This is a genomic window from Curtobacterium sp. MCLR17_055, assembly GCF_003234305.1.
GTDB lineage: Bacteria > Actinomycetota > Actinomycetes > Actinomycetales > Microbacteriaceae > Curtobacterium > Curtobacterium flaccumfaciens.
The window spans coordinates 130,864-144,469 of sequence record NZ_QKSX01000002.1 but is presented as its reverse complement, the minus strand read 5'-3'; the positions used below and the strand labels follow the sequence as shown (position 1 = coordinate 144,469).

Annotated in this window: 15 protein-coding genes; 10 read left to right on the top strand and 5 right to left on the bottom strand. The window is 71.3% G+C overall.

What is annotated here, in order from left to right:
• Positions 1–53: 53 nt before the first annotated feature.
• The 3 genes from DEJ09_RS02595 (at position 54) to DEJ09_RS02585 (ending at position 1,827) form a co-directional block, all read left to right on the top strand.
• On the top strand, positions 54–503 hold the full coding sequence (locus DEJ09_RS02595) for a VanZ family protein (RefSeq protein ID WP_084741173.1): 450 nt from the start codon (positions 54–56) through the stop codon (positions 501–503).
• A 100-nt stretch (positions 504–603) separates the two neighbouring features.
• Entirely contained in the window at positions 604–873 is a 270-nt protein-coding gene (gene rpsO / locus DEJ09_RS02590) for a 30S ribosomal protein S15 (protein ID WP_017885935.1), read from the top strand.
• A gap of 336 nt (positions 874–1,209) precedes the next feature.
• Entirely contained in the window at positions 1,210–1,827 is a 618-nt protein-coding gene (locus tag DEJ09_RS02585) for a CE1759 family FMN reductase (protein WP_111087557.1), read from the top strand.
• 19 nt (positions 1,828–1,846) lie between these two features.
• On the opposite strand, the gene DEJ09_RS02580 is transcribed toward DEJ09_RS02585, so the two are convergent.
• The gene (locus tag DEJ09_RS02580) at positions 1,847–3,064 is read right to left on the bottom strand and encodes a hypothetical protein (RefSeq protein ID WP_111087556.1); all 1,218 of its coding nucleotides are present in this window, start codon (positions 3,062–3,064) and stop codon (positions 1,847–1,849) included.
• A gap of 281 nt (positions 3,065–3,345) precedes the next feature.
• On the opposite strand from DEJ09_RS02580, the gene DEJ09_RS02575 reads away from it, so the two are divergent.
• A complete protein-coding gene (locus DEJ09_RS02575; protein WP_110864729.1) occupies positions 3,346–5,625 on the top strand; it encodes a polyribonucleotide nucleotidyltransferase in 2,280 nt (759 codons plus the stop codon).
• A 183-nt stretch (positions 5,626–5,808) separates the two neighbouring features.
• On the opposite strand, the gene DEJ09_RS02570 is transcribed toward DEJ09_RS02575, so the two are convergent.
• The gene (locus tag DEJ09_RS02570) at positions 5,809–6,336 is read right to left on the bottom strand and encodes a YbhB/YbcL family Raf kinase inhibitor-like protein (RefSeq protein WP_111033188.1); all 528 of its coding nucleotides are present in this window, start codon (positions 6,334–6,336) and stop codon (positions 5,809–5,811) included.
• Between the two features lie 286 nt (positions 6,337–6,622).
• Entirely contained in the window at positions 6,623–7,270 is a 648-nt protein-coding gene (locus tag DEJ09_RS02565) for a TetR/AcrR family transcriptional regulator (RefSeq protein WP_071405592.1), read from the bottom strand.
• 251 nt (positions 7,271–7,521) lie between these two features.
• Here DEJ09_RS02565 and DEJ09_RS02560 point away from each other — a divergent pair, with 251 nt between their 5' ends.
• Positions 7,522–8,856, top strand: a complete 1,335-nt coding sequence (locus tag DEJ09_RS02560) for a pitrilysin family protein (protein WP_111087555.1) — start codon at positions 7,522–7,524, stop codon at positions 8,854–8,856.
• Between the two features lie 8 nt (positions 8,857–8,864).
• Complete coding sequence (locus DEJ09_RS02555) at positions 8,865–9,467, top strand: histidine phosphatase family protein (protein ID WP_027464756.1); 603 nt, start codon at positions 8,865–8,867, stop codon at positions 9,465–9,467.
• 49 nt (positions 9,468–9,516) lie between these two features.
• On the opposite strand, the gene DEJ09_RS02550 is transcribed toward DEJ09_RS02555, so the two are convergent.
• Positions 9,517–10,008, bottom strand: coding sequence for a GNAT family N-acetyltransferase (locus DEJ09_RS02550; protein WP_111087554.1), 492 nt, complete (start codon positions 10,006–10,008; stop codon positions 9,517–9,519).
• Positions 10,009–10,031: 23 nt separating this feature from the next.
• On the opposite strand from DEJ09_RS02550, the gene DEJ09_RS02545 reads away from it, so the two are divergent.
• Positions 10,032–10,778, top strand: coding sequence for a 4-hydroxy-tetrahydrodipicolinate reductase (locus tag DEJ09_RS02545; RefSeq protein ID WP_228513608.1), 747 nt, complete (start codon positions 10,032–10,034; stop codon positions 10,776–10,778).
• 14 nt (positions 10,779–10,792) lie between these two features.
• A complete protein-coding gene (locus DEJ09_RS02540) occupies positions 10,793–11,257 on the top strand; it encodes a tetratricopeptide repeat protein (protein ID WP_017885925.1) in 465 nt (154 codons plus the stop codon).
• 19 nt (positions 11,258–11,276) lie between these two features.
• On the opposite strand, the gene DEJ09_RS02535 is transcribed toward DEJ09_RS02540, so the two are convergent.
• Entirely contained in the window at positions 11,277–12,191 is a 915-nt protein-coding gene (locus tag DEJ09_RS02535; RefSeq protein ID WP_111038871.1) for a TIGR01777 family oxidoreductase, read from the bottom strand.
• 38 nt (positions 12,192–12,229) lie between these two features.
• Between DEJ09_RS02535 and DEJ09_RS02530 the strand changes: the two genes are divergently transcribed.
• Both DEJ09_RS02530 and DEJ09_RS02525 read left to right on the top strand, forming a co-directional pair.
• Entirely contained in the window at positions 12,230–13,060 is an 831-nt protein-coding gene (locus DEJ09_RS02530) for a thymidylate synthase (RefSeq protein ID WP_111033183.1), read from the top strand.
• The gene (locus tag DEJ09_RS02525) at positions 13,060–13,560 is read left to right on the top strand and encodes a dihydrofolate reductase (protein ID WP_111087553.1); all 501 of its coding nucleotides are present in this window, start codon (positions 13,060–13,062) and stop codon (positions 13,558–13,560) included. Before DEJ09_RS02530 ends, DEJ09_RS02525 begins: the two co-directional genes overlap by 1 nt.
• Positions 13,561–13,606: the final 46 nt, after the last annotated feature.

Here is a 13,606-nt window from a genome sequence, read left to right as displayed (position 1 = left end):
GGCTGACAGGAGCGCTCCAGCGACCGCGCAGGACCGTGCAGCACACTGTGCGGATGTTCCGTCGACTCCTCCTCCTCGCCCTGACCGCGGGCTACGCCTGGGTGATCTGGCGGATGACGCTGACCCCGCAGGTCTTCACCTCGGCCCAGAACTCCCTCGTGCTGCACGCGATCGCCTGGGTGCAGCAGCTGCCGCACGGTGCCTGGTTCACGTACGAGCGCACCGAGTTCCTCGCCAACATCGCGATGTTCGTGCCCGTGGGGATGCTCGCGGCGCTGTGGCTGCCCCGGCGCTGGTGGATCCTCGGCGCGCTCGTCGCGGTCGCCCTGTCCACGGGCATCGAGTTCGCGCAGGCCACCTACCTGCCGTACCGCGTCGCGGACCCGCGCGACGTGCTGTCGAACGGCCTCGGCGGACTGCTCGGCGCGACGCTGGTCGGACTCGTCCGCAGCCTGCTGCCGGAGCGTCGCCGCCGACGCCGTCTGCACCCCAGGACCGCCTAGGACTCTGGTAGTCTTGTGCGGTTGCCGTCGAACGGCCGCGGACAAAGAGCGCTCGTGCATCAGGCACGGGCACCGCGCAACGGACAGGAAGGGGATCACCATGGCACTTGACGCACAGGTCAAGCAGGAGATCATCGAAGAGTACGCGACCCACCCGGGCGACACCGGATCCCCCGAGGTCCAGGTCGCCGTTCTGACGCGTCGTATCAACGACCTGAACGAGCACCTCAAGGAGCACAAGCACGACCACCACTCGCGTCGTGGCCTGCTCCTCATGGTCGGTCAGCGTCGCCGTCTCCTCGGCTACCTCTCCGACGTCGACATCGCCCGCTACCGCACGCTCATCGAGCGCCTCGGCCTGCGTCGCTAGTCGACCGACACACGCTTGACCGAACGCCCCGGTCCTCTTCGAGAGGACCGGGGCGTTCTTCGTTCCGCGGGGCGTCCGGCGCTCGGCGGGGGCCCCGCTCAGTCCGCACTCCGTCCTCGGTCGGTCGCGAGGTCGGTCACGACTCGTCGCCCGCGCTCGTCCCGCGGTCACGACTCGTCGGCCACCACGGTCCCACTCGACACTTCATGACCGATCGGCGGCCGGCGCGCGGGGAGTCGTGACCGATCGGCACGCTGTTCGATGGCGGGAATGGTTGTGACGGTGACTCGGTTGGATGCTATGTTCATGCAAACGCATCGAAAGTCGGGAAGCATCATGACCACCATCGCCGTCGTCTCCGCCGGACTCTCCGAGCCCAGCTCCACCCGCCTGCTCGCCGACCGTCTGGGCGAGGCCGCCGTCGCGTCACTCGTCGCCGAGGGCACCCCGGCACACGTCGTGCACGTCGAACTCCGGCCGCTCGCGCACGAGATCACCGACGCGATGCTGACCGGATTCGCGGCCCCGGCGCTCTCCGCAGCGATGGCCGCCGTGGTCGAGGCCGACGCCGTCGTGTTCGTCACGCCGATCTTCACCGCGGGCGTCAGCGGACTGGCGAAGTCGTTCCTGGACGTGCTCGACAAGGACTCGATGGCCGACATGCCCGTCCTGCTCGGGGCCACCGGCGGGACCTCGCGGCACTCCCTCGCGATCGACCACGCCCTCCGGCCGGTCTTCGCGTACCTGCGTGCGGCGATCGTGCCCACCGGGGTGTTCGCCGCGACCGACGACTGGGGGACCGACGGTGACGCGGCCGCCCTGGACGGTCGCATCCACCGGGCCGGAGCCGACCTGGCCTGGGCGATCCGGGCCTCCAGGCGGGCCCCGCAGGAAGCCGACGCGCTCCCCGCGACCCCGGACTTCGCGAGCCTGCTCGGTGGCCTCGGTCACTGACCGCCGGCCGGCCCCTGGCTCAGTACCAGTGCGGGTTGACGCTCATCTCGTGGCCCCACGCCCCGCAGGGTGATCCGTAGGCGCTCTTGATGTACGCGAGCCCCCAGTCGATCTGCGTGTTCGCGTTGGTGCGCCAGTCGGCTCCGGCGACCGCCATCTTCTCGGCCGGCAGCGACTGCGGGATGCCGTAGGCGCCGCTCGAGGCGTTCAGGGCGTTCGCCCGCCACCCGGACTCCTGCGTCCAGAGCGACACCAGGCACGAGAACTGGTCGGAGCCCCACCCGTACGACCCGAGCGCGCTCCGTGCGTAGGCCTGCGCGGCCGCGGGGTCCACGGCGACGCCCCCGGTGCTCGGGTAGGACGAGCCGGTGCCGCCGCTGGTCGCGCCGCCGCTGGAAGCGCTGCTGCCGGCGTTCGCCGCGGCCGTGTTCGCCGCCGCCTCGGCCGCCGCCGCTGCGGCCCGCTTGCGCTGCTGCTCCGCCTTCTGCGCGGCGACCCGCTGGCCGAGTTCGTACCCGGCCTCCTGCTTCGCGGTGCTGTCCTTGAGCGACGCGAGCTGCGCGTACAGCTCGTCGCTGTGCTGCTCCGTCGACTCGACGGCGGCGTCCGCCGCCTGTTCCGCCGACTTCGCCGCGGCCGAGCGCTCCTCGGCCGCCTGCGCGCGCGTCGCGCGTTCCGTCTCGGCCCGCTCGGCCTGCTCGTGCAGCGACGACGCCGTGCCGGCCGCGACGGACGCGTCGTCCATGACGCCGGCCCAGGTCTCCGACAGCTGGTCGAGGGCGCCGAGCTGGTAGAGCAGCTGGTCCGGGTTCTTCGCGGTCGCGATGCGGGTGGTCATCTGGTTCGTGCTGCCGTCGCGGTACAGGTTCGCGGCCAGTTGGCCGGCCCGCTGCTGGGCCCGGTCCGCCGTCTCGCTCGCGTGCTGCGCCTGGGCCTGGAGGCTCGTGGCGGCCTGGGTGGCCGACGCCAACTCCGACTCGGCCGCGTCCGCCTTCGACGAGGCCACCAGGGCGGCCTGCGACTTCGCGGCTGCTTCGTCCTGCGCCGACTGCAGCGCCGCCTGCACCTTCTGCACCTCGGCGCGCTTCGCTGTCTCGTTGCCCTTGGCGCGCTGGACGTCCTGCCAGGTGGGGTACTCGGTGGCGTTCGCGGGGGCAGCGGTCAGGGCCGGGGCGACGAGCGCGCCGACGACCACGGCGGCCGCGACGAGCACGCCCCGCGAGGGGGTGAGGCGCATGTCGGCAGGCTACCGATGTTCACCAGGAGTCCAGCGAGCCGCGCCGCCGACAGCCTGAGGACTGGTAAAGTCCATCGTGTCCGAGGACTCATTCCCCGGACGTCACACACAACACTGCGCAGGCCGGGCACGGAGCTGGTCATCGGTGGTGGCTCGCGGGCCGGAACGGTTTCCCGAGTGCTTCTACTGCTGGCCAGACATGCGTCCGGAACGATCGGCGCGCACGCACCATCGAGTGCCGTCGCCACGGCCTGCCGGAAACACATCAAGGAGGCGCCCTTTTGGAGGGTCCCGAGATCAAGTTCGCCGAAGCCGTCATCGACAACGGCAAGTACGGCAAGCGCACCGTCCGGTTCGAGACCGGTCGGCTCGCACAGCAGGCCCAGGGCGCGGTCGCCGCGTACCTGGACGAGGAAACGATGCTCCTCTCGGCCACCAGCGCCGGCAAGCACCCGCGTGAGGGCTTCGACTTCTTCCCGCTGACCGTCGACGTCGAGGAGCGTTCCTACGCCGCCGGCAAGATCCCCGGTTCGTTCTTCCGTCGTGAAGGCCGTCCGTCGACCGAGGCCATCCTCGTCTGCCGTCTGATCGACCGGCCGCTGCGTCCGTCGTTCGTCGACGGCCTCCGCAACGAGGTGCAGATCGTCATCACCGTCCTGAGCATCGCTCCGGACGAGTTCTACGACGCGCTGGCGATCAACGCCGCGTCCGCGTCGACGCAGATCTCCGGTCTGCCGTTCTCCGGTCCGATCGCCGGTGTGCGCCTCGCGCTCATCGGCGACCAGTGGGTCGCGTTCCCGAAGGCCTCGCAGCTCGCCGACGCCGTGTTCGACCTGACCGTCGCCGGTCGTGTCGTCACGGACGAGGCCGGCAACGAGGACGTCGCGATCATGATGGTCGAGGCGGAAGCCACCGAGCACGCCTGGGACCTCATCCAGGGCGGCGCCACGAAGCCCGACGAGGCCATCGTCGCGCAGGGTCTCGAGGCGGCGAAGCCGTTCCTCAAGTCCCTCGTCGACGCGCAGGCCAAGCTCGCTGCGCAGTCGGCCAAGGAGATCCAGGACTTCCCGGTCTTCCCGCCGTACGCGCCCGAGGTCTACTCCGCCGTCGAGGCCCTCGCGCTCTCCGAGCTCGGTGACGTCTACAAGATCGCCGCCAAGACCGAGCGTCAGGACGCCGACGACGCGCTCAAGTCGCGCGTCAAGGCTGCCATCGCCGAGCAGGTCACCGCGGGCTCGCTGCCCGAGGTCGCCAACTCGCAGGTCGGTGCCGCGTACAAGTCGGTCACGAAGAAGGTCGTCCGCGGCCGCATCCTGACCGAGCAGATCCGCATGGACGGCCGCGGCCTCGCCGACATCCGTCCGCTCGACGCCGAGGTCGCCGTGATCCCGCGCGTCCACGGGTCGGCGATCTTCCAGCGCGGCGAGACGCAGATCCTCGGCGTCACCACGCTGAACATGCTCAAGATGGAGCAGCAGATCGACTCGCTGTCGCCCGTCACGAAGAAGCGCTACCTGCACCACTACAACTTCCCGCCCTACTCGACCGGTGAGACCGGCCGCGTGGGTTCGCCGAAGCGTCGCGAGATCGGGCACGGCTTCCTCGCCGAGCGCGCCCTCGTGCCGGTGCTGCCGTCGCGTGACGAGTTCCCGTACGCCATCCGTCAGGTCTCCGAGGCGCTGAGCTCCAACGGCTCGACCTCGATGGGTTCCGTCTGCGCCTCGACCCTGTCGCTGCTCAACGCCGGTGTGCCCCTCAAGGCCCCGGTCGCCGGCATCGCGATGGGCCTCGTGTCCGACACCGTCGACGGTCAGACCCGCTACGCGGCCCTGACCGACATCCTCGGTGCGGAAGACGCTCTCGGCGACATGGACTTCAAGGTCGCCGGTACCTCGGAGTTCGTCACCGCGATCCAGCTCGACACCAAGCTCGACGGCATCCCGTCGACGGTGCTCGACGCGGCGCTCAAGCAGGCCAAGGAGGCCCGCTCGGCCATCCTCGGTGTGTTGAACGAGGCCATCGACGCCCCCGACGAGATGGCGGACACCGCTCCTCGCGTCATCTCGGTGCAGATCCCCGTCGACAAGATCGGCGAGCTGATCGGCCCGAAGGGCAAGACGATCAACGGCATCCAGGACACCACGGGTGCCGACATCTCGATCGAGGACAACGGCACCGTCTACATCGGCGCCGTCGACGGTCCGTCGGCCGAGGCCGCTCGTGCCCAGGTCAACGCGATCGCGAACCCGACCAACCCGGAGATCGGGGACCAGTTCCTCGGCACCGTCGTGAAGATCGCCACCTTCGGCGCCTTCGTGTCGCTGCTCCCGGGCCGTGACGGTCTGCTCCACGTCTCCGAGGTCCGCAAGCTCGCCGGTGGCAAGCGTGTGGAGAACGTCGAAGACGTGCTCGGCGTCGGCCAGAAGGTCCTCGTCGAGGTCACCAAGGTGGACGACCGCGGCAAGCTGTCGCTCGCGCCGGTCGTGGCCGACGAGACCGAGGGTGACTCCACCTCGGCCGAGACGGTCCGCGCCCACGCCGAGGACCCGGCCGAGGGCTGATCCTCCCCGCGTCCTGACGCACGAACGGCCGCCGTCCCTTCCGGGGCGGCGGCCGTTCGCCGTTGCGGGGCAGGTGCCACGCGTTGGCCGCGCGTGCTTTCGCGGTCAGCGACACCTCACGGGCACGGCGCCGCGTGAACTGTCGCTGTGCGCGAAGGATCGCCGCGCCGTGCCACGTGCCGGTCAGGCCGCGGGGGTCTCCTGCGTGCCCATGAGCTGCGCGCGCCCGAGCAGGTGCCCGCGGAGCATGAAGCCCACGACCGCGGGGGTCGCGTCGGCGGGGACCTCGAGCACGGGGACGTCGAGGGCGCTCAGGGTGAAGAAGTAGCGGTGCACACCGTGGCCCGCGGGCGGGGCGGCCCCGAGGAACGTGTCCGTGCCGAACTCGTTGCGGCGGCGGAGTGCCTCGGCGGGCAGCAGGGCGTCGTCGGTGCCGGCGCCTGCGGGGAGCGAGGTCGCCGAGCCCGGGATGTCGGTGAGGCTCCAGTGCCAGAAGCCGGAGCCGGTCGGGGCATCGGGGTCGTAGACGGTCAGGACGAAGCTCTTCGTGCCCTCGGGTGCGTCCGACCACTCGAGTGCGGGGGAGCGGTCCTCACCGCCGACGTCGGAGCCGCGTGCCGAGGTGGGCAGCTCGCCTCCGTCGGTGAAGTCGGGGCTCGTCAGGGTGAAGGACGGGACGTCGGGCAGGTTCCAGTTGGGGTCGTTGGCCATGCCCCCAGCCAACACCCGCGGGCTCGGGCTGCGCTCGGTGCGCACGCGGGGCTGTGGGAGTTCGCACGTGACGGCCTGGAGGCACGGTGCGGGCCCGCCACGGGCCTCCCGTCCGGCCGCGGTCGCCTCGACCGCCCCACGACAGCGACACATGTGCGTCGCGCGGGTGCGTCGGTGCCGCGAAGGCGACAGGATGCCGCGAACTGTTCGGGGCTATCTGTCGCTTTCGCGAAAGCGACAGCCGACAGCCGACAGCGACAGCGACAGCGCTGGCGCGAGCCAGGCGTCAGCCCGCGAGCACCCGGTCGACCACGCGGTTGAGTGCAGCGGTGGCGGCGATCGCGTCACCGGCGTACGCGCCGGCCATCGCACCGTCGCGCGCGAGCATGAGCTCGTCGGCGCCGTCGCCGGGCAGGGGGTGTCCGGCCTCCTGCAGCAGGGTCGCGAGTCGCTCGGTGTACCAGTCGCGGTGCACGGCGACGACCTGGCGGACCGGGTCGCGCGGGTCGTGGTACTCGGCGGCGGCGTGCAGGAACGCACAGCCGCGGAACGCCGGGTCGTTGACGTCGTCGGCCAGTGCGGCGACCCACGCACGGACGGCCCGCTCGGGGGAGCCGGCGTCGGTGATGAGCTGCTCCATCCGCTCCTGCACGCGCTCGTGCTGGGTGCGGATGTAGGCCAGGATCAGGTTGTCCTTCGACCCGTAGTGCTTGTAGAACGTCGCCTTCGTGACGCTCGCCTCGGAGATGAGACGGTCGACGCCGACGCTGTGGATGCCCTCTTCGTAGAAGAGTCGCGTGGCGGTCTCGAGGACACGGACCTTCGCGCCGCCGGAGCGGGGAGTCGGGGGGACGCTCGACCCGTCCGGCGACGCGAGGTTCGTGCTCGGGCCGGGGAGACGCTGGACGGCCGGTTGGGGGGAATCGACCGTCACAGCGTGTACTCCTCGGACTCATCGGCTCCGCGACCGGAGTGGGGGGACTCGGTGGTCGCGCAGGACTGATGTCCCGAGCCGCCGGATCGGAACTTAGGGGGGCTTTCGATCCGGCGTGGCCAACTGTAGCACAAGGAGGACAGACAGACGAGTCGGTCTGTCCACATTTTCTGTACCCCACTTCGAGTGGCACGCGACCGAGACCGGGAAACTGGGCGGGAGGCATCGACGGATCACTAGGCTCGTCTGCGATGAACCAGCCAGTGCCACTGCCGCTCGGGGCCCCGGACACGTCGTTCCTGACGTCCGGCGGGGCCTTCGTCCGTCGCACCGTGCTGCCCTCGGGCGTCCGTGTGCTGACCGAGGCGGTGCCGGGTGCCGCGTCGACGAGCATCGGGTTCTGGGTCGGCGTCGGTTCGCGTGATGAGCGCGACGGGCAGTTCGGGTCGACGCACTTCCTCGAACACCTGCTCTTCAAGGGCACCGAGACCCGGTCGGCGCTCGACATCGCCATCGCGTTCGACTCGGTCGGCGGTGAGCACAACGCTGCGACCGCCAAGGAGTACACCTGTTACTACGCACGGGTCCGGGACACCGACGTCCCGATGGCCGTGAACGTCATCGGTGACATGGTCACCGGTTCGGTGCTCGAACCGGACGCATTCGCCGTCGAGCGCGGGGTCATCCTCGAAGAGCTCGCGATGGCCGCCGACGACCCGGCCGACGTCGCGGGCGAGGCGTTCTTCGCCGCGGCCTTCGGCGGACACCCGCTCGGCCGTCCGATCGGCGGCACCCCGGACAGCATCCGTGCGGTCCAGCGCGACGAGGTGCTGGCCCACTACCGCGAGCACTACGCGCCGAACGGCATCGTCGTGACCGCCGCCGGTGCCGTCGACCACGACCGGTTCTGCGAGCTCGTCGCCGGCGTCTTCCACGACGCCCCGGACGCCGAGCCGCTGCCGCGCCGCACGCCCGAGACCGTGGCCGACCCGGTCGAGGCGAAGTTGACCGTGGTGCACCGCCCGACCGAGCAGGTCAGCATGCTCCGCGGCTCGCAGGGCCTCGACCTGCGTGACGACCGCCGTCCATCGCTCAGCGTCCTGAACGCCGTGCTCGGTGGCGGCATGAGCTCGCGCCTGTTCCAGGAAGTGCGCGAGCGCCGCGGTCTGGCCTACGCGGTGTCGTCGTTCGCCCCCGCGTACCTGGACAACGGCGCCTTCGGTGTCTACGCCGGATGCGCGCCGGACAACGTCGCCGGTGTCATCGACATCGTCGACGCCGAGTTCCGCCGGATGGTCGACCACGGCATCACCGACGACGAGCTCCGACGTGCCAAGGGCCAGATCGAGGGCGCGCTGACGCTCTCGCTCGAGGACTCCGACGCCCGCATGACCCGGCTCGGCCGTTCCGAGCTCGGCACGGGCGAGTACACCGACCTGTCGACGGCGCTCGAGCGTGTCGACGGCGTCACGACCGCCGGCGTGCTCGAACTCGCGCGCGACCTGCTGACCCGGCCGACGATCACCTCGGTCGTCGGTGCCGTGCAGCAGGACGAACTCGCTGCGGCCATCGGGATCGGCAGCTGAGCACGGACATGTCGCACTACCTGTACCTCGTCCGGCACGGCGAACACCAGGACGCCGAACACGGCCTGCGGGACGGCAAGCTCTCCGAACGCGGCAAGCGTCAGGCGACCCTGATCGCGGACCGTCTCGGTGGCGTGCCCTTCGACGGCGTGTACCACTCGCCGCTCGAGGCCCCGAGCGAGACCGCCGCGTTCCTGTCGCAGCGCCTGCCGTCGATCCAGCCCGAGCCCTCGACCCTGCTGTTCGACTGCATCCCCTCGGGCCCGACCCCGGACATGCCGCACGCCTACCAGGGCTGGTACGGCGGCATCACCGAAGAGGAGATCGTCGCCGGGCAGGCCCAGATGGGCGACGCCGTGTCGGAGTGGTTCACCCCGGCGCGCGAGGACCGGCACGACCTGCTGATCACCCACAACGCCGTGATCGGCTGGTTCGTGCGCGAGGCGTTCCAAGCCCCCGAGTGGCGCTGGATGGGCACGAACGTCGCCCACACCGCGCTCACGATCATCCGGATCCGTTCGGCGAAGCCCGCCGAGGTCGTCACGCTGAACGACCTGGCCCACCTGCCGGTGGAGCTGCGCACGGGTCTGCCCGTCGACCAGCCCGTCTAGCGGCTGCCCGTCCGGTCCGCGGTGGCGCGGCCGGGAGGCCCGTGGCGGCTCAGGCGATCGGCTTGCGGTACCAGGCGGTCGCGTTCGGGTTGTCGTTGAACGGCTCGACCCGCTGGTACCCGCGGCCGCGGTACATCGCACCGGCCGCCACGAGCGAGTCGTTCGTGTCGAGGACGATGCTCGTCGCACCGAGGTCGGCCGCGGCACGCTCGAGCAGGTCCATCACGGCCGTCGCCACGCCCGTGCCGCGCCCGGCCGGCGCCACGAAGACGTGCTTGACCTCGAACCGGACGTCGGCGGCACCGGTCGCGTCGACCCCGTCCGCGATCCGACGGAGGCCGCCGCAGCCGACCGCGACGTCGTCGTCGTACGCCACCGCGAACACCCCGTTCGGCGGCGTGAACTCGGACGCGGGGGTGCGCTTCCGCGAGTACGTGCCCTGCGTGCTCGGGAACGTCGCCTCGCGCTCGTCCAGGTACGCGTCGAGCAGCGCGTCGACCTCGGGCAGATCGGCCGGCACGGTCCTGACCTCGACTGACATGCGTCGATCCTAGGATGGACCGCATGGTCACTCCCGTCGCCGTCGTCGGCGCCACCGGTCGTCTCGGGGGCCTCGTGGCGTCCGTCGTCGAGGAACTCCCGGAGTTCGAGCTCGTCGCCCGCCTGTCGTCGAAGGACGGCGCGCACGAGGCGCCGCCGTCGGTCTTCGGCGGCGCGGCCCTGGTGGTCGACGTGACGGTGCCGTCGCTCAGCCCGGCGATCGTGGAGAACGCGCTGTCGAGCGGCGCGAACGTGCTCGTCGGCACCTCCGGCTGGTCGCTCGACCGGCTCGCGAAGCTCCGCACCGGGCTGCGGGAACGCCCGGACCAGGGGGTGCTCGTGGTCCCGAACTTCTCGATCGGCTCCGTGCTCGGCACCCACCTGGCGACGATCGCGGCACCGTGGTTCCCCGCCGCCGAGATCGTCGAGACCCACCACGCCGGCAAGATCGACTCGCCCTCGGGCACCGCGGTGCGCACCGCCGAGCTGATGGCCGACGCCCGGCGCGAGGTCGGTCCCGTGGACGCCCCGCACGTCGACCAGCGCGCCCGCGGCCAGCAGGTCGCCAGCGTGCCCATCCACTCGCTCCGCCTGCCCGGGGTGAAGGCCGTGCAGGACGTCGTGCTGAGCGGCCCCGGCGAGACGCTGACGATCCGGCACGACACCAACGACGACGTCGCCTACGTCGCGGGCATCCGTGCGGCGCTGGCGAACGTGGTGTCGGCGCGGGGCCTCACCGTGGGCCTCGGCAGCGTCCTCGGCATCGGCTGACCGCCGTGGGTCGGATGGAGCGGGCCGGACGCACGATCCGCTCGCCGTTCTGGGGTGCAGCGCTGATGGCGGTGCTGCTCGCCCTGTACATCGTGCTCGTCGGGCAGCGCGCCGTCGCCTTCATCGCGACCGGGATCCCGATCGGCATCGGCATCGGCGTCGCGCTGTTCGTCGTCGCCGCGATCGGGGCGCTCCTGCTCGTGCTGGAGTTCCGCTTCGGCATCCGCATCACCCGGCTCGGCGCGCGGCTCGAGGCCGAGGGCGGCACCCCGGACGACGTCGTCCCGGTGCGGCCGTCGGGCCGGCCGATCCGCGACGCCGCCGACGAGCTGTTCCCGCGGTACCGCGACGCGGTCGAGCAGGACCCGGCCGACTGGCGTGCCTGGTACCGGCTCGGTGTGGTCTACGACGCCGCCGGTGACCGCAAGCGCGCACGGTCGGCGATGCGCACCGCCCTGGCGCGCGCCGCCGACCGCTGACCCCGGGGCCGGAGGCGGATCAGAAGACGGCGTCGATCGCGTCCGCCGCCTGCGTGTACCGGAACGTGTAGCCGGACTCGAGCAGCTTCGTGGGCACCATCCGCTGGCTCGACAGGAGCATGTCGTCGGCGGCGTCCCGCAGCGCCAGGCGCAGGGCGAACTCGGGGATCCGGAAGAGGTACGGGCGGTGCAGGACCTCGGCGACGTGCTTCGTGATGCGGTCGGCCACGACGGGCTCGGGGCCGGCCAGGTTCACCGGACCGGACACGTCCGGTGCCGCGGTCGCCAGGTGCACGATCGCGCCGACCTCGTCCTCGAGTGCGATCCAGGGCCAGTGCTGGCCACCGGTGCCGAGCCGGCTGCCGACGCCGAGCTTCGTCAGCGGGACGAGCGGCGCGAGCGCACCGCCGCCCTTGCCGATGACGATGCCGGTGCGGAGCGTGACGACCCGGACCCCGGCGGGAGCGGCGTTCGCGGCGGCTTCCCACGCGGTGCAGACGTCGGCGAGGAAGCCCGTGCCCGCGGCGGCGTCGTCCTGCAGCACGTCGGCCGGGCGATCGCCGTACACGCCCGAGGCCGAGCCCGACAGGAACAGCGCCGGGGGAGTGGCGGCGTGCCGCATCGCCTCGACCAGGGTGTCGGTGGCGTCGATGCGCGAGCTGCGGATCTCCTTGCGGTACGCGTCCGTCCACGGCAGCTTGCCGATGTTCGCGCCGGCCAGGTTGATCACCACGTCGGCACCGTCGAGGATCGCCGGGTCGAGCGGACGCCGCCCCGGTGCCCAGCGGAACTCGGTCGCGGTGCGCGCTTCCCGGCGGACGAGCGTGGTGACGTGGTGCCCCGCCTCGCGCAGGGCGCGGACGAGGGGCGTCCCGATGAACCCGGACGAGCCGGCCACCAGGATCGAGAGCGGTTGTTCCGTCGTGTCGGGCATGCCCGCAACGCTACTCACACCGACGTAGGCTTCTGTGTGTGACCGACAGCGAGACCGTACAGCCCGACGCCTCCGTCCCGACGCCCTACGAAGACCTGCTCCGCCGGGTCCTGACGGAGGGCTCGCCGAAGGGTGACCGCACCGGCACCGGCACCCGGAGCCTGTTCGGCGCACAGCTCCGCTACGACCTGTCGAAGGGCTTCCCCCTCGTCAGCACCAAGCGCGTGCACTTCAAGTCGGTCGCGTACGAGCTCCTCTGGTTCCTCCGTGGCGAGGGCAACGCCACCTGGCTGCAGGAGCACGGTGTCCGGATCTGGAACGAGTGGGCGGACGCCGACGGCGACCTCGGCCCGGTGTACGGCGTGCAGTGGCGCTCGTGGCCGACCCCCTCGGGTGAGCACGTCGACCAGATCGCCCAGGTCATCGAGCAGATCAAGACCAACCCGGACAGCCGTCGGCTCATCGTCTCGGCGTGGAACGTCGCCGACGTGCCGGACATGGCGCTCGCCCCGTGCCACGCCTTCTTCCAGTTCTTCGTCAACGACGGCAAGCTCTCGTGCCAGCTCTACCAGCGGAGCGCCGACATGTTCCTCGGCGTCCCGTTCAACATCGCCTCGTACGCGCTGCTGACCCACATGATCGCGGCGCAGACCGGGCTCGAGGTCGGCGACTTCGTCTGGACCGGCGGCGACTGCCACATCTACGACAACCACGTCGAACAGGTCGAGGAGCAGCTGTCCCGCACGGCGTACCCGATGCCGACGCTCGAACTCGCTCCGCGCGACTCGATCGACGACTACGAGTACGAGGACTTCACCGTCGTCGGTTACGAGCACCACCCGGCGATCAAGGCCGCGGTCGCCGTCTGATGATCGGCATGGTCTGGGCCCGCTCGACCACCGGCGTCATCGGTGCCGACGGCGGCATGCCCTGGCACGTGCCCGAGGACCTGGCGCACTTCAAGCAGGTCACCGGCGACGCGACCGTGCTGATGGGCCGGCGCACCTGGGAGTCCCTGCCCGAGCGCTTCCGGCCGCTGCCCGGTCGGCGCAACGTCGTGCTCACCCGGGACACGACGTGGACGGCCGACGGCGCCGAGGTCGTACACGACCTGCAGGCCGAACTCGAGCGTGCCGACAGCGCCGACGAGACCATGTGGGTGATCGGCGGCGGTCAGGTCTACGCCGCCGCACTCGACGCGGCCGACCACGTCTCCGAGACGCTGATCGACGTCGACGTGCCCGGTGACACCGTCGCACCCACGCTCGACGAGGCGGCCGGCTGGACGCTCACCGACGAGGGCCCCTGGCAGGAGTCCCGGAACGACGGCACCCGCTACCGGTTCCTGGAGTGGCAACGCCGCGCCTGAGCGCCCGCACGCGCCGGGCGTGACCGGCGGGACGGACGTGATCCGG

Excerpts from the sequence above, each read along its gene's own strand:
- DEJ09_RS02585 (WP_111087557.1), top strand. The coding sequence starts at position 1,210 with ATGACCACCATCGCCGTCGTCTCCGCCGGACTCTCCGAGCCCAGCTCC.
- DEJ09_RS02535 (WP_111038871.1), bottom strand. The coding sequence starts at position 12,191 with ATGCCCGACACGACGGAACAACCGCTCTCGATCCTGGTGGCCGGCTCG.
- rpsO (WP_017885935.1), top strand. The coding sequence starts at position 604 with ATGGCACTTGACGCACAGGTCAAGCAGGAGATCATCGAAGAGTACGCG.
- DEJ09_RS02570 (WP_111033188.1), bottom strand. The coding sequence starts at position 6,336 with ATGGCCAACGACCCCAACTGGAACCTGCCCGACGTCCCGTCCTTCACC.
- DEJ09_RS02545 (WP_228513608.1), top strand. The coding sequence starts at position 10,032 with ATGGTCACTCCCGTCGCCGTCGTCGGCGCCACCGGTCGTCTCGGGGGC.
- DEJ09_RS02580 (WP_111087556.1), bottom strand. The coding sequence starts at position 3,064 with ATGCGCCTCACCCCCTCGCGGGGCGTGCTCGTCGCGGCCGCCGTGGTC.
- DEJ09_RS02525 (WP_111087553.1), top strand. The coding sequence starts at position 13,060 with ATGATCGGCATGGTCTGGGCCCGCTCGACCACCGGCGTCATCGGTGCC.
- DEJ09_RS02550 (WP_111087554.1), bottom strand. The coding sequence starts at position 10,008 with ATGTCAGTCGAGGTCAGGACCGTGCCGGCCGATCTGCCCGAGGTCGAC.
- DEJ09_RS02560 (WP_111087555.1), top strand. The coding sequence starts at position 7,522 with ATGAACCAGCCAGTGCCACTGCCGCTCGGGGCCCCGGACACGTCGTTC.
- DEJ09_RS02595 (WP_084741173.1), top strand. The coding sequence starts at position 54 with ATGTTCCGTCGACTCCTCCTCCTCGCCCTGACCGCGGGCTACGCCTGG.
- DEJ09_RS02555 (WP_027464756.1), top strand. The coding sequence starts at position 8,865 with ATGTCGCACTACCTGTACCTCGTCCGGCACGGCGAACACCAGGACGCC.
- DEJ09_RS02540 (WP_017885925.1), top strand. The coding sequence starts at position 10,793 with ATGGAGCGGGCCGGACGCACGATCCGCTCGCCGTTCTGGGGTGCAGCG.